The following is a 24,587-nucleotide window of genomic DNA, read 5'->3' as shown; positions in this document are numbered from 1 at the left end:
CATGCACGCCGAGCGTGAGGCGGCGCCCCGGCAGCGTGTGCGCCAAAGCCGTTATACTGGCTCAGCCGGCCGCGCGACAGTTGCGTGAATGCGCGCAAAGCGCACGCACCGAACCGCACTGAATCGCACTGTACCGGCGCCTGAATTTCACTGTTCCAGAAGAGCGTATGAAACGTTACCTGACCGCATTTATCGTCGCCGCCTGTTTCACGGGCGTTTCGGGCGCCGCGTTCGCGCAGACCTCGCCGGACGCCACCGTCAAGGCTGCCGTGGAAGGCACCGTGAAGGCGATGCAGGCCGACCCGCAGGCACGCGGCGGCGACATGAACAAGATCACCCAGGTGGTCGAGACCCATTTCGTTCCCGCCACCGATTTCAAACGCACCACGCGTATCGCCGTTGGCAAACCGTGGGCGACGGCCACGCCCGAACAGCAGCAGAAGCTGTATGAGCAATTTCAACTCCTGCTCGTGAAAACGTACGCTTCGTCGCTCTCGCAACTTCGCGATACGCAGGTGAACTTCAAGTTCGCGCCGTCGAACACGGGTGCGGGCGCAAAGGACACCGTGGTGCAGTCGCATGTGATCAGCAACGGCGGCGACGACGCCATCGACTACCGCCTCACGCAAACACCGAGCGGCTGGAAGATTTACGACATCAACATGATGGGCGCGTGGTTGATCCAGGTCTACCAGACGCAGTTTGCCGACCAGATCGCCAAGGGCGGCATCGACGGCCTTATCAAGTTCCTCGTCGACCACAACGCGCGCAGCTGATCGCCAATCTGTGGTTGCACACGCATTGTGCCTCTGAGGGCGCTTCGGTTGATCCGAAGCGCCCTTTTCACTTCCTGCGGTGCTCCACCGCGAACTTGATCAACTCCGCCTGGCCTTCGATCTCCAGCTTGCGCTTGAGATTGAGCCGGTGGGTTTCCACTGTGCGCACCGAGAGCCCCTCGCGCTGCGCGATCTGCTTGCTCGACAGCCCTTGTGCCAGTGCGTCGAGAATGTCCCGCTCGCGCGGCGTGAGCCGCTCCACCGGCGTGCTGCGCGCCGACGCCTGGATCATGCGTGCACTCAACCCCGCGCTGAAATACGTGCGGCCGGCCAGCACCGCCTCGATCGCCCGGATGATCTCGGTGGCCGGCGAATCCTTTAGCACGTAACCGCTCGCGCCCGCGCGCACCGCCTCGGTCACGTATTCGACGTTGTCGTGCATCGAAAGCATGAGCACGCGGATGGCCGGAAAGCGCTCGTGGAAGAGGCCCGCAAGCGCGATGCCGTTCACGCCGGCCATGCCCACGTCCATCAGCACGAGATCGGGTTCGAGCGACGCGGCGAGCGCGATGGCCTCGTCGGCGTTGCCGGCCTCGCCTGCCACCTCGAAACCCGGCACGGCTTCGAGCCGTGCGCGCAGGCCGTCGCGCACGAGCGGATGGTCGTCCACGAGGATGAGGCGCGCGGGCCTCGCGTCGGGGCTCTTTGATTCGTTCACGTTTGCATTCGTCATCGTCATGTCGGCGTTCTGGATACGGCGGCGGCTTTCGGCGCGGCATTAGGCGCAACAGGCACCCACGCGGTGACGAGCGTATGGCCAGGCTGCGAGGTGATGTCGAGGCGGCCGCCCAGCGACTCCAGCCGCTCGCGCATGTTGCGCAGGCCCAGGCCCGCGCGCGGGTCGGCCAGTGCGTGCGCCACGTCGAAGCCGCGGCCATTGTCGGCGATGCCGAGCGTCACGCCGTTCGCCGCGACTTCGAGCGTGAGCGCGGCGCGCGCCGCCTGCGCGTGCCGCACGATGTTGGTGAGCGCTTCCTGCGCAATGCGAAAGAGCACCGTGTTGACGGCGTCGGGCAGCGCGCTCGCTTGCGCCTTTTTGCTCGCAGGCTTCGGCGCGGCTTGCGTGAAGGCGATCTCGATACCCGTTTGCTCGGCCATTTCGCGCGTGAGTTGCTCGAGCGCCGCGGCGAGGCCCAGGTCGTCGAGCATCGAGGGGCGCAGTGCGTGCGAGATGCTGCGCACTTCGCGCAGCGTGTCCGAAAGCCGCGAGAGACCGGTGGCGAGCGACGCTTCGGCGGCGGGCACCCGCGTTTCGCCGCGCTCGAAGCGCGCGAGCGCCGACTCGAGCAGCAGCTTCACCGAAACGAGCATCTGGCTAATGCCGTCGTGCAATTCGCGCGAGAGCCGCGCGCGCTCCTGCTCCTGGGACTCGACCACCTGCTGCGCGAGGCGCTTGAGCTTGGCGTCGGTGCTGCGGTGCTCGCTCACATTGAGCACAAGCGCGCCGAGCGCGATCACGAGCACGCCCGCGAGCGCGATCACGCCGAGCCACTGAATGGTGTGCCTGATATTCGCGGAGGCGCGCTCGTCAATGTGCGCGAGCGTCGAATCGACGTCGTCGAGATAGATGCCGGTGCCGATCATCCAGCCCCAGCGCGGCAGCGGCACCACGTAACCGAGCTTCGGCGCAAGCTTGCCGGTGGACGGCCGGTGCCACATGTAGCGCACGTAGCCGCCGCCGCGCTGGGCCGCGGCAATCAGCTGCTGGATCGTGAGCGCGCCTTGCGGGTCGCGCAGGTTCCAGAGATCCTGGCCGACGAGCGCGGGCTCGCGCGGATGCATGAGCGAGCGGCCGTGCATGTCGTACACGAAGAAGTAGCCGTCGGGGCCGAAGTCCATCTTTTGCAGCACGGCTAGCGCGGCTAGCTGGCGATCGGCTTCGTCGGCGGGCGCGGGCAACGCGGTGCTGGCGTTCTCCTCGGGCGCGTAGAGCGGCGCGATGGCGCTCGTGGCCAGCTCCACGTAGTGGCGCAGCTCGATCTCCTTGCTCGACAGATAGGCGCTTTGCATGGTCGCGTGCTGCGTTTGCGCGAGCTGCGTGGCCTGCTGGCGCACGCCGATCCCGATGCCGGCAATGGCAGCGAGGAACGGCACGACCGCAAGCAGGAAGATTTTCGTCTTCAGGCGGCGGTCGGCGAAGAAAAATGGGGCGGGCATGACGGTGTTCGGGGGCTGAGTCTGCAAGCATAACCGGGCGCGCGCGGCGGGGCCGGCAATCCACGCGGTGTTTAAAAGCGCGGGTCTTCAAATGATGGAGATTGTTGAGCGGCGATGATAGCGATTCTTCCGCCGTTTCCCGGGAACCGGTCATGATCCATCCGATGCCGGTCGATACCCGGTTTGGCTGCGCTGTGCTTTCGTCAATCGTTGAGCGCGCAACGAATTGTTGCTCTGCCTACGTAGTTCTACGTAGCGCGCTTACGTAGTTGTCCGGTTGTGGCTGTCGGTCTGAAAGCGAATACTAGCGCCCACAGCATGGCGCAATGCGTCATGCATGCGCTGGCACTCACCGGCGCGCCTGGGCCCGGTCCTGACGCTGGGCAAAAAGCCAAAACCATAAATGCTTTGCATGAGACCAGAGTCAGCGCTTAGGCGCTAACACTGGTCGACACAGGAGACACCGCATGAGTCGGACATCCAGTTTTGTCGTCTGGACGCTGGTCGCGCTGCTTGGCGCCTTCGCGTTCGGCACCATCGCGCTCGCGCACGGCGAGCGAATCAGCGCACTGTGGATCGTGATCTGCGCCGTGTGCGTCTACCTGATCGCGTATCGCTTCTACAGCCGTTTCATCGCAAGCACCGTCCTGCAACTGGACGGCCTGCGCATGACGCCGGCCGTGCGTCACAACGACGGGCTCGACTTCGTGCCCACCAACAAGTACGTGCTGTTCGGTCATCACTTCGCGGCGATCGCAGGCGCGGGTCCGCTCGTGGGCCCGGTACTCGCCGCGCAGATGGGCTACATGCCCGGCATGCTGTGGATTCTCGCGGGCGTGGTGTTCGCGGGCGCCGTGCAGGACTTCGTGGTGCTGTTCCTCTCCACGCGCCGCGATGGCCGCTCGCTCGGCGACCTCGTGAAGATGGAACTGGGCCCCGTGCCTGGCGTGATCGCCCTCTTCGGCACCTTCCTCATCATGATCATCATTCTCGCGGTGCTCGCGCTGATCGTGGTGAAGGCGCTCACGAACTCGCCGTGGGGCACGTTCACCGTGGCCGCGACGATTCCCATCGCGATCTTCATGGGCCTCTATGTTCGCTACATCCGCCCGGGCAAGATCGGCGAGATCTCGATCATTGGTTTCGTGCTGCTGATGGCGTCCATCGCCTTCGGCCAGCACGTGCACGATTCGCCCACGCTCGCCGCCTGGTTCACGTTCACGGGCACGCAGCTCACGTGGATTCTGATCGGCTATGGCTTTGTCGCTTCGGTGCTGCCAGTGTGGCTGCTGCTCGCGCCGCGCGACTATCTCTCGACGTTCCTGAAAATCGGCACGATCCTCGCGCTCGCGATCGGCATTCTGATCGTCGCGCCGGAACTGAAGATGCCGGCCTTCACGAAGTTCATCGACGGCACGGGTCCGGTCTGGTCGGGCAACCTGTTCCCGTTCCTCTTCATCACGATCGCGTGCGGCTCGGTGTCGGGCTTCCATGCGCTGATCTCGTCGGGCACGACGCCCAAGCTGCTCGATAACGAAACCAACGCGCGCTTCATCGGTTACGGCGCGATGCTGATGGAGTCGTTCGTCGCGATCATGGCGCTCGTGGCTGCTTCGGTGATCGAACCGGGCGTGTACTTCGCGATGAACGCTCCGCTCGCCGTGCTCGGCACGACGCCGGACGCCGTGGCGCACACCGTCGGCCAGTGGGGCTTCATGCTCACGCCGGAGATGCTCACGCACACCGCGCAGGCCGTGGGCGAAACGACCATCGTCGCGCGCGCGGGCGGCGCGCCCACGCTGGCCGTGGGCATGGCGCAGATCCTGCACCAGGTGATCGGCGGCGAAGCGATGATGGCGTTCTGGTATCACTTCGCCATCCTGTTCGAAGCGCTCTTCATCCTGACCGCCGTCGACGCGGGCACGCGCGCGGGCCGCTTCATGCTGCAAGACCTGCTCGGCACGTTCCACCCGTCGCTCAAGCGCACGGAGTCGCTGCCGGCCAACCTGATCGCCACGGGCTTGTGCGTGGCTGCGTGGGGCTACTTCCTGTATCAAGGCGTTGTCGATCCGCTTGGCGGCATCAACACGCTGTGGCCGCTCTTTGGCATCTCGAACCAGATGCTCGCCGGAATCGCGCTGATGCTCGGCACCGTCGTGCTCTTCAAGATGAAGCGCGAGAAGTTCGCATGGGTGACCGCCGTGCCGACGCTCTGGCTGCTCATCTGTACGCTCACGGCCGGCTGGCAGAAGATTTTCGACAGCAACCCGAAGGTGAGCTTCGTTGCGCACGCGCAGAAGCTTTCGGCGGCGATTGCGGAAGGCAAGATCGTCGCGCCCGCGAAGTCGCTCGAGCAGATGCAACGCATGGTGTTCAACGACTACGTGGATGCCGCGCTTTCGGGCCTGTTCATCTTCGTGGTGGTGAGCATTGTCGTGTACGGCCTGCTGGCGATTGCACGCGCACGCCGCATCGACCGCCCGACCGTGCAGGAAACGCCATACCAGGCGATGCCCGCTGGCGGCGCGGCCGTTGCGACGAATCGCGTGCATTGACCGACGTTACGCTACTGAACGGAGCACACCATGTTCTCGGGACTTCGCGACAACGTACAAACGGCCGGGCGCTATCTCGGCCAGGCCATGCGTTTGATGGTCGGATTGCCTGACTATGAGGGCTACGTCGCGCATGTGCGCGCGACGCATCCCGACCGCCCGGTGATGACCTACGAAGAGTTTTTCCGCGAGCGGCAAAACGCGCGGTATGGCTCGGGCGCGGGGAAGTGCTGCTAACGCGCGACTGAGCGGATACGTTCAAAACGAGGCGCGACGGCGAAGGCCGTCGCGCCTTTTTTACGCCTGTAATCTGCCCGGATCGGGGCGCAATCAAAAAGCGCTCAATTCTCGCCGCGCGGCTGCCGTTAACTTTTACGAAGCCCGTGGTGACGACATCGCACCCTCAACACCTGCACCGTAAGGTCTGCGAATCAAAGAATCTTTCATGATCTTTCATCGAATCGGCGCAGCATGGCTCACGGCCGCCCTCACCGCAACGGTTGCGCCCGTATGCGAAGCGCAATACACCACCGACTGGATTGCGAACACCTATGGCACCAACGCAGCGCACGTGGGCAACGTGGCGCGCTCGATGTGGGTCGCGCCCGAAGGCGTGATCTATACGTCGTCGATGTGGGATGAAAACGAAGGCGGCGTGGCGATCTACCAGAACGGCCAGAGCCTCGGTTCGATCGGTGGGCACGGCGACTTCCAGGGCGGCGCGATTACGGGCAATACGACCTCGCTGTTCGTGGCGATGCAGTACAACACCGCGTATGGCAGCGGCAACGTCGGGCGCTACAACCGCGCGAGCGGCGCGCGCGACCTGCTCATTGCCGTGAGCGCCGATACGACCGAAAAGCTCGCCGATGTCATCACCGGACTCGCGACCTCCGGCTCGCTGCTCTATGCAAGCGACTTCCCCGGCAACCGCGTGCGCGTGTACACCACGGATGGCGTCTGGCAACGCGATATCGGCGTGACGGGCCCCGGCGCGCTGACACTCGACGCGAGCGGCAATCTGTGGGTCGCGCAAAAGAGCGCGGGCGCCGTGCTCGAATTCAGTGCCGGCGGCCAGCTCCTGAACACGATCCAGTTGGCATCCACGGCGCGGCCGTCGTCGCTGTATTTCGATTCGCAGACCTCACAGTTGATGATCGGCGACTCGGGTCCCGACATGAACATCAAGAACTTCAGCGTAACGGGCACGCCTTCCCAAACGGGCACGTTCGGCATTCGGGGCGGCTACCTCGACACGACCACGGGCATCAAGGGACAGGCAGGCGACAAGCGCTTTACACGCGTGGTCGGTATCGGCAAGGATTCCGCGGGCACGCTGTACGTGCTGAACAATCCGTGGGGCGGCTCGTGGGACCTCGGCCGCAACGGCGGCACCGATCTGCAGGCTTATGACGGCACCGGCGCGCTGCGCTGGAAGCTCCAGTCGCTCAACTTCGAAGGCAACGCGGCGCCGGATCCGGGCACCGATGGCGCGACGTTTTACGGCGGCATGAATATCTATTCGGGCACGGCTGGCGGCACGTTCGTCGCCAACACGATCGATCCGTTCACGTATCCGTCCGATCCGCGCGTCAATCTCGCAGACGCCGCGCGCGGCGAGCATTTCGCGCAAGTGGCGAGCGTGGGTGGGCAGCGCATTCTCGTGGCCGCCGGTCAGAATCCCGATACGTTCTATTTCTTCCACTTCAACGCGGCAAGCGGCTATATCGCCGTTCCCGATTACACGTTGCCGGGGGCGGCGTTCAATACGGCGGCCCCGGTGCGAAACGGCTTTTGCCTCGACAGCAAGGGCGACCTCTGGGTGGGCCTCGACAAAACCAACGTCATTTCCCACTACCCGCTAACCGGCTTCGACTCGACCGGCAAGCCGCTCTGGGGCGCCGCGCTCACCACACCCGTTCCCGCCACGATCTCGCGGCTCACGCGCATTGTCTACCTGCCCGAAAGCGACACGATGATACTCACGGGAGAAGACGCCGGCATTACCGACTGGACGGCGGTCGGCACGCGAGTGGAGGTGTATCACGGCTGGCTGGCGGGCAACACGAGCGCGCCGAATCCGGTGATTACGCTCACGAGCGCGAATCCCAAGTCGATTGCAGCCGCCGGCAACTATCTGTTCGTGGGTTACGTGCACACCGTGCCCAACATCGATGCCTTCAACCTCACCACCGGCGCGATCGACACGACGCTCATCAATAGCAATCCGAATGCGGTGTACGTGGGCAACGACGTGGATTCGATGTATGGCCTGCGTGCCTATCTGCGCTCGACTGGCGAGTATGTCGTGACGAAGGATAACTACAACGCCGCGAGCGTCGTGGTGTATCGATGGACGCCTGCGGCGTCGAGCGCGACAGCGGCGGCGACAACGGTATCGCCGTTCTAGCCCGAGGTGGCGCGTGAAGGGCGCAACAGACGGCGCGCCCGTTTCATTGCGCGTCGTCTTCGGCCTCGTGCAAATGCGCGTGCTTCAGGTCCTCCAGAAACGCGCGCACGATCGGGCTATGCCGATTGCGCTTCTGCGTGACCACATGAAACGTGACCTCGTAGCTGAGCTGCCTGGGGTTGAGCGCGACGAGCAGGCCGCGCCGCACATGCGGTGCGGCAAACTGCTCGGGCAGGTAGCCGAGATGATGTCCGGAGAGAATCAGCAGGGCAACGGCCTCCATGTTGTCGGCCTGCGCGGTGACCTTGCTTTGTGTCGTCGAGTGCTGGGCCTCGGGTGTGGGATACGTGCGCCATACCCATTCGAATTCCGCGGCCTCTAGCGGATCGAGCTGCCCCGCGCGTTCGAACAGCGCATGCCCGCGTCCGCAATACGCGATCTGCCGCTCGATAAAAAGCGGCGTGTATTCGAGCGTCGGTACGCGGTGCCAGAAATAGCCGACCGCAATTTGCGTCGCGCCGTTGAGCAGTTGTTCCTCCAGCTCACCCGGCGACTTCACCGAAATCGAGAAACGCACCGCTTCGTCGCGTTGCCGGAACGAAGCGATCGCCTCGCTGATGCGCGCGTTCTGACTGGTCGGCGTATGGCCGATCAAGCCGATGCTCAAGGTCCCCACGAGCTTGCGGTCCAGGTGCCGCGCCTTGAGCGTGAACTCTTCGGCGGCGGCGAGCAGCGTGGTCGCCAGTTCGTAAAGGCGCGCCCCTTTTTCCGTCAGCCTGAAACCGCTGCGCCCGCGCTCGCAGAGCCGATAGCCGAGCCGCGTTTCGAGCGTCGAGAGCTGCGCGCTGATGGTGGGCTGGCTCACGTTCAGCGTGGTCTGCGCAATGCTCACGCCGCCGGCATCCGTCACGGCAACGAAGACGCGCAGCAGGCGCAGGTCGAGATCGGTCAGGCTGCCGAGCATGGATTCTCCAGGGGAAAACATCGATACATAGGCTGAAGTCTATGTGAACAACGACGAGATCGTTATTCATCTTTCATGGACGCGCGCTTACAACTGCGGCTATGGCCGTTTCGAATGATACGGCACGGTAAATGAAAGTGGAGCGCCCTAATGTCTGATCAATACTTCCAGCCGCTCAGCGGCAATGCCATGCCCCGCTGCGGCGGGATCGCGACGATGATGCGCTTGCCGCAGGTCGAGAACGCATCGGGCCTCGACGCCTGCTTCGTGGGCGTGCCGTTCGACCTCGGCACCTCGAACCGCACTGGCGCGCGCTTTGGCCCGCGTCAGGTTCGCTCGGAGTCCGTGCTGCTGCGCCCGTACAACATGGCGACGCGCGCGGCGCCGTTCGATTCGCTGCGCGTGGCCGACATCGGCGACGTCGCGACGAATCCCTACAATCTCGCCGACTCGATCACACGCATCGAAGCCGCCTACGACGCGATCCTCGAACACGATTGCCGCCCGATCTCGCTCGGCGGCGATCACACGATCACGCTGCCGATCCTGCGCGCGATTCATCGCAAGCATGGCCGCGTGGGCCTCATCCATGTGGACGCGCACGCCGACGTCAACGACACGATGTTCGGCGAAAAGATCGCGCACGGCACGCCGTTTCGCCGCGCCGTGGAGGAAGGGCTGCTCGACTGCGATCGCGTCGTGCAGATCGGCTTGCGCGGGACCGGCTACGAGGCCGAGGACTTCGACTGGTGCCGCCAGCAAGGCTTCAAGGTCGTGCAGGCCGAGGAATGCTGGAACCGTTCGCTGGCGCCGCTGATGGAAGAAGTGCGCGAGCGCGTGCAGGGCGGTCCGGTCTACCTGAGCTTCGACATCGACGGTATCGATCCCGCCTATGCGCCGGGCACCGGCACGCCGGAGATCGCCGGGCTGACCGTGCCGCAGGCGCTCGAGATCATCCGCGGTTCGTGGGGGCTCGATATCGTCGGCGCGGATCTCGTGGAAGTGGCGCCGCCGTACGACCCGTTCGGCACCACGGCGCTGCTCGGGGCCAATCTCGCCTTCGAAATGCTTTGCGTGCTGCCGGGCGTGAAGCGCCGCGACTGAGCGCTCGCGCCCCTGCGCCGCCTGAACACACTACGAATATCTGGAGACAAGCAGCATGAATGTTCACGAAAACGCCGGCCTCGCGGCCGAGACGGCCGGGCTCGAAATCGAGAGCCGGTCGATCGACTACATTCCCGAGCGCGAGCGTCACGCGAAACTGAGCAGCCAGGGGCCGTTCTGGTTTCTCGGTAACTTCCACTTCTTCACGATCTCGATCGGCTTCGTCGGCCCGAGCATGGGCCTTTCGGCCGGCTGGACCACGCTCGGCGGCGCACTCGGCATCATGTTCGGCACCATCTTCATGGCGTTCCACGGCTCGCAAGGCCCGGAGATGGGCCTGCCGCAAATGATCCAGTCGCGCGCCCAGTTCGGCTATCGCGGCGTGGCGCTCGCGCTGCTGGCCACGCTCTTCGTGTTCGTGGGCTTCAACGTCGTGAACATCTCGCTGATCATGGACGGCCTGAAGAACGTGTTCGGCGTGAACCCTGCCGTGGTGGCGATCGTGGCGTCGCTCGCGGGCGGCGTGCTCGCGATCTACGGCCACGACCTCATGCACAAGGCGTTCAAGTGGGCGCTGATCGCGACGCTGCCGCTCTATGCGTTAGTGACGATCGCGCTTGCGTTCGGCGCGGGCAAGGGCGCCGCTGTCGTTCCCGCCGTGACCGCTGCCGCGCATCCTGGCTTCAGCTGGGTCGCATTCCTCACGCAGTTCGCGATTGGCGCGAGCTACAACATCTCGTACGCGCCGTATGTCTCCGACTATTCGCGCTATCTGCCGAAGCACACGAGCCGTGCGAAGCTGATCTCCGCGATTTTCCTCGGCGCCTCGCTCTCGGGTGCCTGGATGATTGGTCTCGGCGCATGGCTCGCGCAGCAGCTGAAGGCCTCGGATGCGCTCGTCGCGCTGAATCAGGTGGGCTCGTCGCTGTTTCCGGGCTGCGGAAGCCTGCTTGTCATCGTATCCGTGGCGGGCTTTTTGCCGATCATCGCGCTCAATACGTACAGCGCGATGCTCACGCTGCTCACGGGCGTCGACTCGTTCCGCAAGATCAAGCCCACGCGCCGCGCCCGCATTGGCGCGGTGATGACGATCAGCGCGATCCTGCTGGTCTGCACGCTTTCGATCAAGGGTAACGGCGTCGCGCTGCTCAACACGTTCCTCGTGCTGATGCTGTACTTCCTCGTGCCGTGGACCGCCGTGAATCTCGTCGATTACTTCTTCGTTCGTAAAGGGCGTTACGCGATCTCGCACTTCTTCACGCCGCAGGGCATCTACGGCGCGTGGCAGGCGCGTGGGATTGCTGCGTATCTGATCGGCTTTGCGGCAATGGTTCCGTTCTTCGCCATCGTTGATAACGAATCGGGCAAGGAGATCTTCGTGGGTTACTTCGCTCACCTGATGGACGGCATCGACCTTGCATGGCTCGTCGGGCTGATCGTGGCGGGCGCGAGCTACTATGTGCTGAGTCGCTCGCTCGATCTGCGTGCGGAAGAGAAGGTGATTCGCACCATCAAGGAAAGCGACATCGTTGCGATGGCGCGGCAGTCGGCAGGGCATTGAAAGGGCACGCGGCGCGCAGATGTGCGCCGCAAAAAGACAAAGGGCGCAACGGTCATAACCGTTGCGCCCTTTTCGCTTTCGCGCCTTGCGGCGCGAAAAAGCGTATTAGCTCGCCGCGACCGTAACCGGCTTCTTCGTCTTGGCCGCGTTCTTGATCTCGTCGAGCTTGATCTCGACGTGGCGCGAGAACACGTACTCAGCCGGACGCTGACCATCCAGCGAAATATCCTTCGCGAACGCGCCTTGCGTGCGCGGACCCGTAAGGGCGACGCGCGCGGCCTTGAGCGGATGCGCCACCGTGTCCATCACGGCGGTCGCTTCGAAGCCGCAGTGGACCATGCAGTCCGCGCACTTCTCGTACTTGCCCGTGCCGTACTTGTCCCAGTCGGTGGTTTCCATCAGTTCCTTGAAGGTCTTCACATAACCTTCGCCGACCAGATAGCAGGGCTTTTGCCAGCCGAACACCGTGCGCGCCGGGTTGCCCCACGGCGTGCACTGATACGTCTGGTTGCCCGCCAGGAAGTCGAGGAACAGGCTCGACTGGCTGAACGACCACTTCTTGCCGTTGTTGCCGCGCTTGAAGATCTCGCGGAACAGGTTCTTGGTCTTCTCGCGGTTCAGGAAGTGCTGCTGATCCGGCGCGCGCTCATAGGCATAGCCCGGCGAAACCGTGATACCGTCCACGCCGATCTCGCCGACCGTGTCGAAGAACTTCGCCACGCGCTCGGGTACGGCGTCGTTGAACAGCGTGCAGTTGATGTTCACGCGGAAGCCGCGGCGCTTCGCTTCCTTGATGGCCGCGACGGCCTTGTCATAGACGCCTTCCTGCGAGACCGAGTGGTCGTGCGCTTCGCGGTCGCCGTCAAGGTGCACCGACCAGACGAAGTACGGGTTCGGCTGGTAGTCGTCCATCTTCTTTTCCATGAGCAGCGCATTCGTGCAGAGATACACGAACTTCTTGCGCGCCATGATGCCCTTCACGATCTGCGGCATTTCCTTGTGCAGCAGCGGCTCGCCGCCTGCGATGGAAACGACTGGCGCGCCGCACTCATCGACGGCTTCCAGGCATTCCTCCAGCGACAGGCGCTGGTTCAGGATGGGATCCGGATAGTCGATCTTGCCGCAGCCATTGCAGGCGAGATTGCAGCGGAACAGCGGCTCGAGCATGAGCGCGAGCGGATAGCGCTTGTTGCCGCTGAAATGCTGGCGAAAGATGTACGAGCCAACGCGGACTTTTTGTAGCAGCGGAATAGACAAAGCGTGTCCTCCTTAAACTTCGCGCGCGACGAGCGGTTGCAAGAGCTTCGACGGCAGCTTGAATTCGACTTTTTCTTCACGGCCCGCCATCGTCGACACCTCGACAGGCCCCAACGCGCGCAGCGCGTCAATTACGTTCTCAACCATTTCTTCAGGCGCCGATGCGCCGGCCGTGATGCCGACCGTTTGCACATTGGCGAACCACTCGGACTTCACTTCCGAGCCGTCGGCCACGAGATAGCTCGGCACACCCGTTTCGCTGCCGATTTCGCGCAGACGATTCGAGTTCGAGCTGTTCGTTGCGCCCACGACGAGCAGCACGTCCACCTGATCAGACAGTTCGCGCACCGCAGCCTGGCGGTTCTGCGTCGCGTAGCAGATGTCGCGCGTGTCCGGGCCGACAATGTCGGAGAACCGCGCGAGCAACGCGTCGATGATGCCGCGCGTGTCGTCCACCGAAAGGGTGGTTTGCGTCACGTACGCGAGCGGTGCATCGAGCGGCAGATCGAGCTTCGAAACATCGGCTTCGCTCTGCACGAGCAGCACGGTGCCGGGAATCTGGCCGATCGTACCTTCCACTTCAGGGTGACCGGCATGGCCGATCAGGATCAGCGTGCGGCCCGCCGCGACATACTGGCGGCCCTGCACATGAACCTTCGTGACGAGCGGGCAGGTGGCGTCGAGCACGTCGAGGTCGCGTTCCTCGGCGGCACGTTCCACGGTCTTGGCCACGCCGTGAGCACTGAAGATCGCCACGGCGCCTTCCGGCACTTCGTCGAGCTCTTCCACGAAACGCGCGCCCTTGTTGCGCAGGTTTTCGACCACGTGACGGTTGTGGACGATTTCATGGCGCACGTAGACCGGCGCGCCGTGTTTCTGCAGTGCGCGATCGACAATTTCGATGGCGCGGACAACCCCCGCGCAAAAGCCGCGGGGTTGGGCAAGGATCACTCGCATAAGGTGGCGAACTCCGACTGCCGCGTCAGGCGAGCGAATCGGTAAAAATGACCTGATCGCCGGCGGCTGTCTAATTATTAAGGATGCAAAAAGTCCGCCAAAGGGTGACGGAGTAAAAACTAGACGCGCATTTTAACCCCTTCGCCTTTCGTTTGCTGTGCAGCGCACTCGCGGGTGCTGCGTGCGCGCGACGGTGGCGCCCGGGCCGCATCTATTTTTTCCCGAAAAGCCCCCCGCGTGGCGCTCTTGCGGCATGCGTCACGGCCTGCGCAAAGCGTGTCGCGCCTGCCGCACAGAACGGTACGCGAAGCCGGTGCGTCGGCGTTGCGCGGTGCAACATGCTCCGGGAACCCTTAAAATATCGCGTCCTGCGGGTCGCCTGGATGGTGCCCGTAGATACGACCCCATTCTGGACGCCTTGATGGAACCCGACCACTACGACGATTTTCCGGTAGCGCGCGTACTGCTGCCGAAGGTGCTGCGTGCGCCTGTCGGCGTGATCTACCACGTCGCGCGCACGCTCGATGACATCGCGGACGAAGGCGACTGGAGCCCCGAAGAGCGCCACATGCGCCTCGCCGATTTTCGCGAGGGCCTGAACGCGGTGGCCGAAGGCCGCCCGGCGCGCGTCCATCCCATGCTGTTCGCGAAGCTCGCCGAGGTGGTGCGCGAGTGCCGCCTGCCGCTCGCACCGTTTTACGATCTCGTCGCGGCGTTCGACCAGGATATCGACATCACACGTTATGCCGACCGCTTCGAGCTGCTGGACTTTTGCCGGCGCTCGGCGAATCCGGTCGGCCATCTGATGCTGCATCTGATCCACGAAGCGACGCCCGACAATCTCGCCGATTCCGACGCGATCTGCACCGCCTTGCAGCTCGTCACGTTCTTGCAGGACGTGAGCGCCGACTGGGCGCGCGGCCGCATTTACCTGCCGCTCGCCGACCGCGAGCGCTTTGGCGTGACCGAAGCGCAGATCGCCGCCGGCAAGGTGGACGACGCCTGGCGCGCGCTGATGGCGCACGAGGTGGCGTGCGCGCGCTCGCTCATGTTGAGCGGCGCGCCGCTCGCGCTGCGCGTGCCGGGGCGCTTCGGCCTCGAGCTGTGCAGCGTCGTGCATGGCGGACTGCGCGTGCTCGAAATCATCGAGCGCGGCGGCTACGATGTGTTCCGCGCGCGGCCTGCGCTGCGCGCGCCCGACTGGGCCGTGGTGCTCCTGCGCACGGCGGCCATGTGGCTGTCGCGCCGCGTGAGCGTGCGCGCACCTTCGATCGAGAGTAACAACGCATGATTACGACCATTCTGTTTGCCGTTTCCTGTCTCTCGCTGCTGATCTGGCTCGTGCTGCTGTTCGGGCGCGGCGGCTTCTGGCGCGCCCGCCCGGCCGCACCGCTGCCGATCGTCGAGCCCGCGGCCGGTTGGCCTGCCGCGTGCGCGGTCGTGCCGGCGCGCAACGAGGCCGACGCGATTGGCGAGGCCGTCAGCTCGCTGCTCCAGCAGGACTACGGCGGCGAGTTCCACGTCATCGTGATCGACGACCACAGCACCGACGGCACGGCCGAAGCCGCCCGCGCCGCCGCGCTCGCGCTGCAGTGCCCGGAAAAGCTCAGCGTGATTACGGCGAAGCCGCTGCCGGCAGGCTGGTCGGGCAAGGTCTGGGCGCAGTCGCAGGGCATCGAGGCAGTGCGCACGCTCAAGCTGCCCGCGGACTACCTGCTCCTCACCGACGCCGACATCGGCCATCCGCCCGAAGCGCTCGCGCAGCTTGTGGTGCGCGCGCAGGCCGAAGGCCGCGACCTCGTCTCGCTGATGGTGCGGCTGCGCTGCGATTCCTTCTGGGAAAAGGCGCTGATCCCGGCGTTCGTGTTCTTCTTCGCGAAGCTCTACCCGTTCTCGTGGGTCAACAACCCGAAGAACCGCACGGCGGCCGCGGCCGGTGGCTGCATGCTGGTGCGCCGCCAGGCGCTCGAAGAGGCTGGCGGCATCGAGTCGATCCGCGCCGAGCTGATCGACGACTGCAGCCTGGCCGCGCGGATCAAGCATCGCGGCGAAGGGCATCATCCGATCCGGCTCGACGTCGCCGCGAAGAGCGTGTCGCTGCGCCCGTACGATTCGTGGAAGGACATCTGGAACATGATCGCGCGCACGGCGTTCACGCAGCTGCATTACTCGGCGTGGCAGCTCGCGGGCACGCTGCTCGGCATGACGATCATCTATCTCGCGCCGCCCGTGGTCGCGCTCGTGCTCGGGCCGAAGGGCTGGCCCGCGTGGATTGCCTGGGCGCTGATGTGTTGCGCCTACTCTCCCATGCTCGCCTACTACCGGCGCTCGCCGCTGTGGGCGCCGTTCCTGCCGCTCGTCGCGCTGTTCTATGTAGGCGCGACGTTCGCTTCGGCCTGGCGCTTCTGGCGGGGCAAGGGCGGTCAGTGGAAGGCGCGCGTGCAGGCGCCGGTGCAGGGGCGTTAAAGGGCCTGCAAATGAAAAAAGCCGTCGCTTCCGACGGCTTTTTTGTTTTGACGGTGTCCGCCCGCGCGTTAGCGCTGTGTGAGCATCATGTACATCTGCACGGCGATATCGGGCGAGAACGTGAACGGCACCCAGCCGTGGCCCGTGTGGCGCAACACCAGCAGGCGGTCGCCGTTGGATTGTTTCTGCACGGCCATCATCGGATTCTTCGTCGATGCGAAACGCCAGCCTTGCGGAATGCCCGGCGGCGGTTCGGGCTGCATCGAGGCGCGCGCGTTCGACAGCTCCTCGATCATCTGGCCGACCTGCAGCGCGTTGAGCGTCACCGTCTGGCCGCCGATCGTCAGCGTGATCTCGTTCTGCGACGGGCGCGCAACGTGCAGTTCGGGCTGCGCGGGCGCAGCGTTCGTCGCTTCGTTGGCCGCCTCGGCAGCGGGTTCGATGGCTTCGGCGGTTTCGGTCACGGTTGCACTTGCAGCTTCAACGGCTTCAACGGTTTCTGCGGCCGCGGGCGCGGCGGCGTCGGCATGGCGGTCAGCATCAACCGCGGCCGTCTCGACGGCAACGGTTTGCGGCTGCTCAGCGACGGCTTGCTCCGCTTCGCTGCTTGCAACGGGAGATTCCTGCTGGGGAACTGCGGCGGCGCGTTCATCGGCGCGCGGTGCGTGCGCGGCGGCGGCGGCCTGAAGGAGCTGATCGACGCCCGCTTCGAGCACGCCAATCTGGTCTTGAAGATTCATGCGAGCTTCTCAGGTAAGACCCGCGATTCTACCCGTAGCTCACGCGCATTGCCCTTCAGGCGTTGTACGCATGTTGCAAGAAAAGTTGTAACAGTTTCCTCAGCCTGGCTCATTTCGCGTTCATTTCGCGCTTATTTCGCGTTCAGGTATCCCGCTTCGCGGAACCACGCGAGCGCATCCTTCAAGCCTTCGCGATACGGCCGCGCGCGATAACCGAGCTCGCGCTCCGCCTTCGCCGATGTGAAATACATCTTGTTTTTCGACATCTTGAGTGCGTCGACGGTCACGAACGGCTCGCGCTTCGTGAAGCGCGCCACGGCTTCCGCGCCCATCGCAAGCGGATAGAGCGGCCAGCGCGGCAGCGCGATCGTCGGCGGTTTGCGGCCCACCATGCCGGCGATGTCGGCGAGCATCTGCTGCAGCGGCAGATTCTCCCCGCCGAGGATATAGCGCTCGCCAATGCGCCCGCGCTCCAGCGCGAGGAAGTGGCCGTTCGCCACGTCGTCCACGTGCGCGAGATTCAGGCCGGTGTCGACGAAGGCGGGGATCTTGCCCGTCGCCGCTTCGACAATGATGCGGCCCGTGGGCGTGGGTTTCACGTCGCGCGGGCCGATGGGCGTGGACGGATTGACGATCACGGCGGGCAGGCCGTCGCGCTCGATCATGCGCTCCACGGCGCGCTCGGACAGCACCTTGCTGCGCTTGTACACGCCAATGGCCTGCTCGGGGGTGAGCGGCGAGGTTTCGTCGGCGGAGTTGCCCGAGCTCGTGACCTTGAGCGTGGCCACGCTGCTCGTATAGACGATGCGCTCCACGCCCGCGTCGAGCGCCGCGCGCATGGTGGCTTCGGCGCCTTCGAGGTTGGCGCGTTCGATTTCGTGCGGATCGGGCGCCCACAGGCGATAGTCGGCGGCCACATGAAAGAGGTAGCGCACACCGGCCAGGGCCTGGCGCATGGAGGCGGCGTCGCGCATGTCGCCGGTGACGATCTCGGCGTCGAGCGCTTCGAGGTTCTTGCGCGGGCTCGTCGCGCGCACCAGCACGCGCACGGCAAAGCCCTTTTCCTGCGCGATGCGGGCGACGGCCGAGCCGACGAAGCCGGACGCGCCGGTGATCAGGACGAGATCGCGGTTGGCTCGGGAGGTGTCGGTCATTACAGGGTCGTTTCCATGTTCGGTGATGGCGCTGCGGCGTGGCACGGATTGTACGTGGCGCGAGCCCGGCGCGTGTGCGCGTTGGCGTCTACAATGCCGACCGTAAAGCATGCATGGAGAAACGAACAATGAGCGAACCGGATCTGGATACGCGCCTCGAAACGTACTACGTGCGCGTGCGCGGGACGGTGCAGGGCGTGGGTTTTCGTCACGCGACAGTGCGCCAGGCGCACGCGCTGCGCATTCGCGGCTACGTCGCGAACATGGAGGACGGCTCGGTCGAAGCCGTGATCCAGGGCACGGCGAACCAGGTGGACCGCATGCTTTCGTGGCTGCGCCACGGGCCGCCGGCCGCACGCGTGAGTTCGGTGGAAAGCGAGGAGCGTGTGACCGAAAAACGTTACGAACGCTTCGAGCAACACTGAGAATCGCGCAATAAAAAAGCGGTGCGCCAGGTAACTGGCGCACCGCTTTTTCGTTCCCGGCGCCGCTTACTTCACGGCGAGCAGGCTCTCCGCGAATCCCCATTCCTTCTCGACCCACTGGCGCGTGCATGCGAAGCCCGCGTCGGCGGCGATCGCCGGGATTTCATCGGCGTGGTACTTGTGGCTGCTCTCGGTCCAGATCGTCTCGCCTGCACCGATCTCGACGGCGAGATTCGCCGCGTGCACCTCGGCGTGCACGTCGCGCTTCGCGCGCAGATGCATCTCGATGCTGCGCACGTCCGGATTGAAGCGCGCGACGTGCTCGAAGTCGCGCAGGTCGAAGTCGCCGTCCAGTTCGCGGTTGATGCGCGCAAGCAGGTTCAGGTTGAACGCGGCCGTCGCGCCAATGGCGTCGTCGTAGGCGGCGATCAGCGTATCGACGGGCTTCACGAGGTCGGTGCCGAGCAAGAGCGTGTCGCCGGGGCGCAGCATCGCGCGGATGTCGCGCAGGAAGCGCGTGGCCGCAAGGCGCGCGAAGTTGCCAATCGTGCTGCCGAGAAAGAGCACGAGCAGTTGCTCGCCTTCTTTGCGCTGGCGGCTCACCTCGGATAAACCAGCGAGATAGTCGCGCTCGTAACCGACGATCGAAATGCGCTCGATATCGGCGAGTTCGCGCCGGCATAGCTGCAGGGCGGTGCGCGAAATCTCGATCGGGCAGTAGGACGTTGGGCGCCTGCGGCACAGCGCTTCGAGAATGCGGCGCGTCTTGCGGCCGCTGCCGCTGCCGAGTTCGGCGACTTTCACGTCGGAGGGCAGCGCCTCGACGATCTCGGCCGCGTAGCGCGTGAGCAGACGCTCTTCGCTGCGCGTGACGCCGTACTCGGGCAGCACGGTGATGACTTCGAAGAGGGCCGAGCCGACTTCGTCATACAAATATTTCGAAGGCAATTCCTTTTGCGGCGAGCGCGTCAAACCCGCACGCACTTCGGCGGCGAATGTGCTGGCGGCGGGGGAAAGGGCGAATGCGCGGGCGGGGTCGACAACGGCGGGGCGGGGCGCAGAACGTAGCATGCGGGCTCCAGGGGGCGTTGGACGTTAGGGACGGCGTCGTGAAGCGTGAATCGCGGCGACCGGCGAAGGCGTGGCGCTCTGGGACAAGCGAGGCGCGGCTCCAGCGGCCCCGGTGAAATCTCGCTCGTCGAAGCGAATTCCAGCCGCGAATGCCAGCCAGTCAAGGCGCTGGCGGGCTGGCATGGCGAGACTTACGTTCTAGTCCATCGTTGCGCGATCTGCCGGACTAAATTCCTCGGCCAGTGCCTGGCCCGCAAGCGCGCACGGCATGTGCCCGCCTTGTCCGGCACGGGTTTGCGCCGCCTGCCGGCGTCAAAACGCGACTAGAATGCGGTCTCGCCGACGGCAACGCCGGCCCGCGCCTTATTCAATAGCCAATTCAAATGACAACGTTTTTACCCGCGCGCGCGAAATTTACGCGCCGCGCCGCTCGCGATCTCTCCGCTTTTGCTTTCCTTACCCGCGTGTTCCGATGAACCAGTACGAACCCGGGCGCGGTATTGCGCTTTCCGTGGGCGCTTCGGCGCTGTTCGCGCTGATGTCGGCGTACACGCTCCTGCTCGCGCCGCTCGGCGGCCTCGATATTTTCGCGTGGCGCGTGATCTGGACCGCGCCTGGCGCGCTGGCCCTGCTGGTGCTGCGCCAGCGCGCGCCGCAATTGCGTGCGCTCGTCGCGCGCATGGTGCGAGAGCCGCGCACCGCGCTCGCGCTGGTGGCGAGCGCCGCGCTGCTGGGCTCGCAGCTGTGGGTGTTTCTGTGGGCGCCGCTACACGGACGCATGCTGGAGGTGTCGCTCGGCTACTTTCTGCTGCCGCTCATCATGGTGCTGGTGGGGCGCTTTTACTATCACGAGCGCCTCGAACCGCTGCAATGGCTCGCCGTGGCGTGCGCCGCCGTGGGCGTGGCGCACGAGTTGTGGGCCACGCACGCGTTCTCCTGGCCCACGCTGCTCGTCGCGTTCGGCTATCCGCCGTATTTCGTGCTGCGCCGCAAGATTCACGCGGACTCGCTCGTCACCTTTGCCGTGGAGATGCTGCTGCTCGTGCCGGTGGCGGTGCTCGAAGTGCGTGCGGGCGGCTCGCTCGCGCTGCTCGACGCGCACAAGTTTCTCGCCTTCGTGCTGCTGCCCGGACTCGGCGTGCTCAGCACCGTCGCGCTTGCGTCATACCTGAAAGCGAGCCGTCTGCTGCCGATGGCGCTCTTCGGCATCCTCGGCTATGTCGAGCCGGTGCTCCTCGTCATCGTTTCGGTCACGCTGCTGGGCGAGCATCTCGGCATGCGCCAGCTCGGGACTTACGTGCCGATCTGGCTCGCCGTCGCGCTCACGGCGGTGCACGCGGCGCGGCTCATACGGTTCGAGCGCTGAGGCTCGCTCAACGGCCGGTCACTGCCGCGCTTCCTGAGCGCGCGGCGGGTTGATGCGCGTAGGTCCCACCTTCGCCTCGATAGCCGCACGCAGCTGCGGGCGCCAGCCGAAGCTGAACAGCGCTTCGGCGAGCACGAAAAGCGGGCCGATGATGAGGCCGATGAGATCGTCGACGAAGGCCGGCTTGCGATGCTCCCACGCAATGTGCCCGACGAACTGGAAGATCCAGCCAACCACGAACAGGCCCACGCCGCCGGCTAGCCACGTGGCGGTGCCTTGCTGCGCGAGCCATGCGCCGAACGCCACGCACGCGGCGGAGACGACCGCCATCATGAGTCCGAGCGGCACGTCCAGCACGAGGTAGTAGATCGTTGCAGCGCCGAACAGCAGCCACGCAGGCGACACCGGAACCGGGAGGCCAAACGCCGCGAGCGCGATTGCCGGGCGCGAAAGCAGCACCGCAAGCGCGAGCACGATGAGCGGAATGCCGACGAAATGCGTACCGATGTTGCGCGCGTCGCGGTGATACGCCGCGTACTGGGTGAGTTGCTCGGTCAGGTTACGCATGGGTGTCTCTCTGTCTCCAAAATCATTATGATCGTCGGGCTTACGGGCGCAAACCTTCGGCTAGCCGACAATTGCGCCGATTGCGCCGCTTTTTGTGGGCCGCCTGGCCCGCTTGACCTGCCCCGATGCCTTCACGTTCCACCCCGCCAACCACCGCCAGTTCACCGTCCGCTGTCGCCGCGCTCGAGCGCAGCGCGTGGTTCCGCGGCGCGCCCGCACCGTTGCGCGACGCGCTGCGCGCGGCAGGGCGCGTGCGCACGCTGCAGGCAGGCGAGCGTCTCTTCATGCGCGGCGACCCGGACGACGGCATTTACTGCGTGCTGGAAGGCGCGGTGCGCGTGGGGGCGGCAAGCGTGGCGGGCCGCGAGGCGCTGCTCGCCGTGGTTGGGCCCGCACACTGGTTCGGCGAGATCACGCTCTTCGACGGCGGCGCGCGCACGCACGACGCCTACGCCGAGCGCGACGCCACGCTCTTTCACGTGCCGCGCGCGGCGCTCGTGGCGCTGCTCGACGCAACGCCTGCATACTGGCACGCGTTCGGCTTGCTGCTCGCGCAAAAGCTGCGGCTGGCGTTCGACGCCATTGAGGAAAGCGCGCTGCTGGGTGCTTCCGCGCGCGTGGCGCGCCGGTTACTACTGCTCTCGAACGAATACGGGGAGGCGGCTGCCGCGCACGGCGCGGCGCGCTCGCGCCTCGTGATCAACGTGCCGCAGGAGGATCTCGCGCTGATGCTCGCGCTCTCGCGGCAAACCGTGAACCAGATCCTGCGCCAGTTCGAGCGCGAAGGGTGGCTCGCGTTGCGCTACGGCGAAATCGAGATCGTCGATGCCGCGGGCCTCGCGACACAAGCACAGTGATGCCAATATTTCAGCATCAATACGCGTCCATATCGATTCACATTGATGAATTACATCAATATCAACGGAGCACTCGCACTTCGTTTGCAGCCACATCGCGTTTGCGCCGACAATGACGCGCGTTCGGCGCGCCCGGCCGCGTCGCCTTTCTCTTCCACGCACTGCTGATATCGCTTCATGAACGACCGCGTCATCGCCGCATTCGACTTTGATGGCACCATCACCACGACCGACAGCTTTCGCGCCTTCATGCTCGACGCCGCCGGCCCCGCCCGCTTCGCTGCCGCCGCGCTGCGCTGCCTGCCTTCGCTGATCGGCGTTCCGCTCGGCTGGTCGCCGCGCGGGCCGACCAAGGCGCGCTTCCTGTACGCCGCCATGGGGCCCGTGCGGCGCGAGGCGCTCGAAGCCGCTGCGCAGCGCTTCGTCGAGCGCCGTCTGCCCGCGCTGCTGCGCCCCGAAATGCTCGCGCGCGTGGCCGAACACCAGGCGCTCGGGCACGAGGTCGTGCTCGTGAGTGCGTCGCCGTCGATCTATCTGCGCATCTGGGCAAAGACGGTCGGCATCGACACCGTGCTTTCGAGCGAGCTCGAATGGCGCGATAGCGTGTATACGGGCCGTCTGGCGGGCAACAACTGCTGGGGCCCGGAAAAGGTCGCGCGACTGCGCGCGTGGTGGGGCAAGCATGCGCCCGCCACGCTCTACGCTTATGGCGACAGCCGCGGCGACAAGGAAATGGCCGAACTTGCACAGTACGCGTGGATACGCGGCGAGTCGGCGTTGCCGCCGCTCGCGGCGGCGGGCGGCTTCGACACGGCGTGAAGGGTTCGGCGCGCTGCATCGGCGCGAGATCGACGCTAACCTAGCGCAACTAACCAGGACGAACGGAGGAGACACACCAATGAACGGACAATGGACCCAGGTGAAGTCGCATGACGGCGGCGAATTTCGCGCCTACACGGCGCTGCCGCCCGAGGGCAGCGGTCCCGGCCTCGTGCTGCTGCAGGAGATCTTCGGCGTCAACGGCTACATGCGCGCGCTCGCCGACCGCTACGCCGAGGAAGGCTACGTCGTGATGGTGCCGGACCTGTTCTGGCGTCTGGAGCCGAACGTCGATCTCGGCTACGAAGGCGCCGACGCGCAAAAGGCGTTCTCGCTCTACGAGCGCTTCGATGTCGACCTCGCGATGCAAGACGTGGCGCAAACGCTCGCCGCGCTGCGCGCGCATCCGCAGCATCGCGGCAAGGTCGGCACGGTGGGTTTCTGCCTGGGCGGCAAGCTCGCGTACCTGAGCGCGACGCGCACCGATGTCGATTGCGCGATCGGCTACTACGCCGTGGGGCTCGAAAACAATCTGGACGAAGCCGCGCGCATCACGCGCCCGCTCATGCTGCACTTCGGCGCCGACGACGCCTACTGCGACGCCGCCGCGCGCGAACGCATTGCAGCGGCGCTCTCGGACAAGCCGGGCGTCGAGCTGTATACGTACCCGGGCTGCGATCACGCGTTCGCTTCGCCGGCCCGCCCGCAGTACAACAAGCCGGCTACGATGATGGCGTACTCGCGCACGCTCGCCATGCTGCGCCGCGTGCTTGGCCCGATCTACGACTTCAACGCGTTGTGGGAAGAGCACTGCTATCACGAGTTCGTCGCGCGCAACCCGAGCGACGTGATGCCGACGATGGTCGCGCAACCCTACGTCAACCACATTCCCACGATGACGGGCGGGGTGGGTCACGACGAGCTCAAGCGCTTCTACACGCACCACTTCGTGCATTCGAACCCGGAAGACACGCGCCTGATCCCGATCTCGCGCACGATCGGCTCGGACCGCGTGGTGGACGAGTTCATCTTCTGCTGCACGCACGACCGCGAAATCGACTGGCTGCTGCCGGGCCTCGCGCCCACGGGAAAATACTTCGAAGTGCCGATGCTTGCGGTGATCTGCTTTCGCGGCAACAAGCTCTATAACGAGCACATCTACTGGGACCAGGCCTCGGTGCTCGCGCAGATCGGCGCGATCGATCCCACCGGCCTGCCGATCGTGGGCGCGCAAAGCGCGAAGAAGCTGCTCGACGAAACGCTGCCCTCGAACACGCTCATGGCGCGCGCCTGGAGCGAGAGCGAAGGCAAGCCGTTCTAA

At 65.1% G+C, this 24,587-nt stretch carries 22 protein-coding genes; 13 read left to right on the top strand and 9 right to left on the bottom strand.

The window, feature by feature from the left end:
* Window positions 1-167: 167 nt before the first annotated feature.
* Entirely contained in the window at window positions 168-776 is a 609-nt protein-coding gene (locus tag U5A65_RS08495) for an ABC transporter substrate-binding protein (protein WP_321911706.1), read from the top strand.
* 67 nt (window positions 777-843) lie between these two features.
* Here the strand turns inward: U5A65_RS08495 and U5A65_RS08490 are convergent, their stop codons facing one another.
* Both U5A65_RS08490 and U5A65_RS08485 read right to left on the bottom strand, forming a co-directional pair.
* On the bottom strand, window positions 844-1,494 hold the full coding sequence (locus tag U5A65_RS08490; RefSeq protein ID WP_415764425.1) for a response regulator: 651 nt from the start codon (window positions 1,492-1,494) through the stop codon (window positions 844-846).
* 17 nt (window positions 1,495-1,511) lie between these two features.
* A complete protein-coding gene (locus U5A65_RS08485; protein ID WP_321911704.1) occupies window positions 1,512-2,993 on the bottom strand; it encodes a cache domain-containing protein in 1,482 nt (493 codons plus the stop codon).
* A gap of 467 nt (window positions 2,994-3,460) precedes the next feature.
* On the opposite strand from U5A65_RS08485, the gene U5A65_RS08480 reads away from it, so the two are divergent.
* The 3 genes from U5A65_RS08480 to U5A65_RS08470 all read left to right on the top strand — a co-directional run bounded on the left by U5A65_RS08480 (window position 3,461) and on the right by U5A65_RS08470 (window position 7,958).
* A complete protein-coding gene (locus U5A65_RS08480; protein WP_321946004.1) occupies window positions 3,461-5,548 on the top strand; it encodes a carbon starvation CstA family protein in 2,088 nt (695 codons plus the stop codon).
* Between the two features lie 30 nt (window positions 5,549-5,578).
* Window positions 5,579-5,785, top strand: coding sequence for a YbdD/YjiX family protein (locus U5A65_RS08475; protein ID WP_321946003.1), 207 nt, complete (start codon window positions 5,579-5,581; stop codon window positions 5,783-5,785).
* 208 nt (window positions 5,786-5,993) lie between these two features.
* The gene (locus tag U5A65_RS08470) at window positions 5,994-7,958 is read left to right on the top strand and encodes an SMP-30/gluconolactonase/LRE family protein (protein WP_321946002.1); all 1,965 of its coding nucleotides are present in this window, start codon (window positions 5,994-5,996) and stop codon (window positions 7,956-7,958) included.
* A 43-nt stretch (window positions 7,959-8,001) separates the two neighbouring features.
* Here the strand turns inward: U5A65_RS08470 and U5A65_RS08465 are convergent, their stop codons facing one another.
* Window positions 8,002-8,922, bottom strand: a complete 921-nt coding sequence (locus tag U5A65_RS08465; protein WP_321946001.1) for a LysR family transcriptional regulator — start codon at window positions 8,920-8,922, stop codon at window positions 8,002-8,004.
* 150 nt (window positions 8,923-9,072) lie between these two features.
* Between U5A65_RS08465 and speB the strand changes: the two genes are divergently transcribed.
* Together speB and U5A65_RS08455 are read left to right on the top strand one after the other, a co-directional pair.
* The gene (gene speB, locus U5A65_RS08460; RefSeq protein ID WP_321911697.1) at window positions 9,073-10,026 is read left to right on the top strand and encodes an agmatinase; all 954 of its coding nucleotides are present in this window, start codon (window positions 9,073-9,075) and stop codon (window positions 10,024-10,026) included.
* Window positions 10,027-10,081: 55 nt separating this feature from the next.
* Window positions 10,082-11,587 carry a purine-cytosine permease family protein gene (locus U5A65_RS08455; protein WP_321934027.1) on the top strand — a complete coding sequence of 502 codons (1,506 nt, stop codon included), beginning with the start codon at window positions 10,082-10,084 and terminating at the stop codon, window positions 11,585-11,587.
* 105 nt (window positions 11,588-11,692) lie between these two features.
* Here the strand turns inward: U5A65_RS08455 and hpnH are convergent, their stop codons facing one another.
* Both hpnH and ispH read right to left on the bottom strand, forming a co-directional pair.
* A complete protein-coding gene (gene hpnH / locus U5A65_RS08450) occupies window positions 11,693-12,844 on the bottom strand; it encodes an adenosyl-hopene transferase HpnH (RefSeq protein ID WP_321911694.1) in 1,152 nt (383 codons plus the stop codon).
* A 12-nt stretch (window positions 12,845-12,856) separates the two neighbouring features.
* Complete coding sequence (ispH, locus tag U5A65_RS08445; RefSeq protein ID WP_158760806.1) at window positions 12,857-13,801, bottom strand: 4-hydroxy-3-methylbut-2-enyl diphosphate reductase; 945 nt, start codon at window positions 13,799-13,801, stop codon at window positions 12,857-12,859.
* Between the two features lie 421 nt (window positions 13,802-14,222).
* Between ispH and hpnC the strand changes: the two genes are divergently transcribed.
* Together hpnC and U5A65_RS08435 are read left to right on the top strand one after the other, a co-directional pair.
* Window positions 14,223-15,092, top strand: coding sequence for a squalene synthase HpnC (gene hpnC, locus U5A65_RS08440; protein WP_321945999.1), 870 nt, complete (start codon window positions 14,223-14,225; stop codon window positions 15,090-15,092).
* A complete protein-coding gene (locus tag U5A65_RS08435) occupies window positions 15,089-16,267 on the top strand; it encodes a glycosyltransferase (RefSeq protein WP_321934029.1) in 1,179 nt (392 codons plus the stop codon). The genes hpnC and U5A65_RS08435 overlap by 4 nt, the downstream gene beginning before the upstream one ends.
* Before the next feature lie 68 nt (window positions 16,268-16,335).
* On the opposite strand, the gene U5A65_RS08430 is transcribed toward U5A65_RS08435, so the two are convergent.
* Both U5A65_RS08430 and hpnA read right to left on the bottom strand, forming a co-directional pair.
* Window positions 16,336-17,007, bottom strand: a complete 672-nt coding sequence (locus U5A65_RS08430; protein WP_321945998.1) for a hypothetical protein — start codon at window positions 17,005-17,007, stop codon at window positions 16,336-16,338.
* 131 nt (window positions 17,008-17,138) lie between these two features.
* Window positions 17,139-18,161, bottom strand: a complete 1,023-nt coding sequence (hpnA, locus tag U5A65_RS08425) for a hopanoid-associated sugar epimerase (protein ID WP_321911684.1) — start codon at window positions 18,159-18,161, stop codon at window positions 17,139-17,141.
* 128 nt (window positions 18,162-18,289) lie between these two features.
* Here hpnA and U5A65_RS08420 point away from each other — a divergent pair, with 128 nt between their 5' ends.
* The gene (locus U5A65_RS08420) at window positions 18,290-18,586 is read left to right on the top strand and encodes an acylphosphatase (RefSeq protein ID WP_158760811.1); all 297 of its coding nucleotides are present in this window, start codon (window positions 18,290-18,292) and stop codon (window positions 18,584-18,586) included.
* Window positions 18,587-18,652: 66 nt separating this feature from the next.
* Here the strand turns inward: U5A65_RS08420 and egtD are convergent, their stop codons facing one another.
* A complete protein-coding gene (gene egtD, locus U5A65_RS08415) occupies window positions 18,653-19,657 on the bottom strand; it encodes an L-histidine N(alpha)-methyltransferase (RefSeq protein WP_321934032.1) in 1,005 nt (334 codons plus the stop codon).
* Window positions 19,658-20,129: 472 nt separating this feature from the next.
* Here egtD and rarD point away from each other — a divergent pair, with 472 nt between their 5' ends.
* Window positions 20,130-21,023, top strand: a complete 894-nt coding sequence (gene rarD, locus U5A65_RS08410; protein ID WP_321911678.1) for an EamA family transporter RarD — start codon at window positions 20,130-20,132, stop codon at window positions 21,021-21,023.
* 18 nt (window positions 21,024-21,041) lie between these two features.
* On the opposite strand, the gene U5A65_RS08405 is transcribed toward rarD, so the two are convergent.
* Window positions 21,042-21,590 carry a DUF962 domain-containing protein gene (locus U5A65_RS08405; protein ID WP_321945997.1) on the bottom strand — a complete coding sequence of 183 codons (549 nt, stop codon included), beginning with the start codon at window positions 21,588-21,590 and terminating at the stop codon, window positions 21,042-21,044.
* Between the two features lie 125 nt (window positions 21,591-21,715).
* Here U5A65_RS08405 and U5A65_RS08400 point away from each other — a divergent pair, with 125 nt between their 5' ends.
* From U5A65_RS08400 to U5A65_RS08390, 3 genes are all read left to right on the top strand, one after another.
* On the top strand, window positions 21,716-22,447 hold the full coding sequence (locus tag U5A65_RS08400; RefSeq protein ID WP_321945996.1) for a Crp/Fnr family transcriptional regulator: 732 nt from the start codon (window positions 21,716-21,718) through the stop codon (window positions 22,445-22,447).
* A 177-nt stretch (window positions 22,448-22,624) separates the two neighbouring features.
* Window positions 22,625-23,266 (top strand): HAD family hydrolase, encoded by a 642-nt coding sequence (locus U5A65_RS08395; protein WP_321945995.1) that lies wholly within the window; start codon window positions 22,625-22,627, stop codon window positions 23,264-23,266.
* Window positions 23,267-23,345: 79 nt separating this feature from the next.
* Complete coding sequence (locus tag U5A65_RS08390) at window positions 23,346-24,587, top strand: dienelactone hydrolase family protein (protein ID WP_321945994.1); 1,242 nt, start codon at window positions 23,346-23,348, stop codon at window positions 24,585-24,587.

This window comes from Paraburkholderia sp. J10-1, assembly GCF_905220165.1.
Lineage (GTDB): Bacteria > Pseudomonadota > Gammaproteobacteria > Burkholderiales > Burkholderiaceae > Paraburkholderia.
The sequence above is the reverse complement of the archived record's forward strand: the minus strand, read 5'-3'. Positions and strand labels throughout refer to the sequence as shown.

Coding starts and splice junctions, on each gene's coding strand:
- U5A65_RS08495 (WP_321911706.1), top strand. CDS start 168: ATGAAACGTTACCTGACCGCATTTATCGTCGCCGCCTGTTTCACGGGC.
- U5A65_RS08485 (WP_321911704.1), bottom strand. CDS start 2,993: ATGCCCGCCCCATTTTTCTTCGCCGACCGCCGCCTGAAGACGAAAATC.
- U5A65_RS08480 (WP_321946004.1), top strand. CDS start 3,461: ATGAGTCGGACATCCAGTTTTGTCGTCTGGACGCTGGTCGCGCTGCTT.
- U5A65_RS08475 (WP_321946003.1), top strand. CDS start 5,579: ATGTTCTCGGGACTTCGCGACAACGTACAAACGGCCGGGCGCTATCTC.
- U5A65_RS08470 (WP_321946002.1), top strand. CDS start 5,994: ATGATCTTTCATCGAATCGGCGCAGCATGGCTCACGGCCGCCCTCACC.
- U5A65_RS08465 (WP_321946001.1), bottom strand. CDS start 8,922: ATGCTCGGCAGCCTGACCGATCTCGACCTGCGCCTGCTGCGCGTCTTC.
- speB (WP_321911697.1), top strand. CDS start 9,073: ATGTCTGATCAATACTTCCAGCCGCTCAGCGGCAATGCCATGCCCCGC.
- U5A65_RS08455 (WP_321934027.1), top strand. CDS start 10,082: ATGAATGTTCACGAAAACGCCGGCCTCGCGGCCGAGACGGCCGGGCTC.
- ispH (WP_158760806.1), bottom strand. CDS start 13,801: ATGCGAGTGATCCTTGCCCAACCCCGCGGCTTTTGCGCGGGGGTTGTC.
- hpnC (WP_321945999.1), top strand. CDS start 14,223: ATGGAACCCGACCACTACGACGATTTTCCGGTAGCGCGCGTACTGCTG.
- U5A65_RS08435 (WP_321934029.1), top strand. CDS start 15,089: ATGATTACGACCATTCTGTTTGCCGTTTCCTGTCTCTCGCTGCTGATC.
- U5A65_RS08430 (WP_321945998.1), bottom strand. CDS start 17,007: ATGAATCTTCAAGACCAGATTGGCGTGCTCGAAGCGGGCGTCGATCAG.
- hpnA (WP_321911684.1), bottom strand. CDS start 18,161: ATGACCGACACCTCCCGAGCCAACCGCGATCTCGTCCTGATCACCGGC.
- U5A65_RS08420 (WP_158760811.1), top strand. CDS start 18,290: ATGAGCGAACCGGATCTGGATACGCGCCTCGAAACGTACTACGTGCGC.
- egtD (WP_321934032.1), bottom strand. CDS start 19,657: ATGCTACGTTCTGCGCCCCGCCCCGCCGTTGTCGACCCCGCCCGCGCA.
- rarD (WP_321911678.1), top strand. CDS start 20,130: ATGAACCAGTACGAACCCGGGCGCGGTATTGCGCTTTCCGTGGGCGCT.
- U5A65_RS08405 (WP_321945997.1), bottom strand. CDS start 21,590: ATGCGTAACCTGACCGAGCAACTCACCCAGTACGCGGCGTATCACCGC.
- U5A65_RS08400 (WP_321945996.1), top strand. CDS start 21,716: ATGCCTTCACGTTCCACCCCGCCAACCACCGCCAGTTCACCGTCCGCT.
- U5A65_RS08395 (WP_321945995.1), top strand. CDS start 22,625: ATGAACGACCGCGTCATCGCCGCATTCGACTTTGATGGCACCATCACC.
- U5A65_RS08390 (WP_321945994.1), top strand. CDS start 23,346: ATGAACGGACAATGGACCCAGGTGAAGTCGCATGACGGCGGCGAATTT.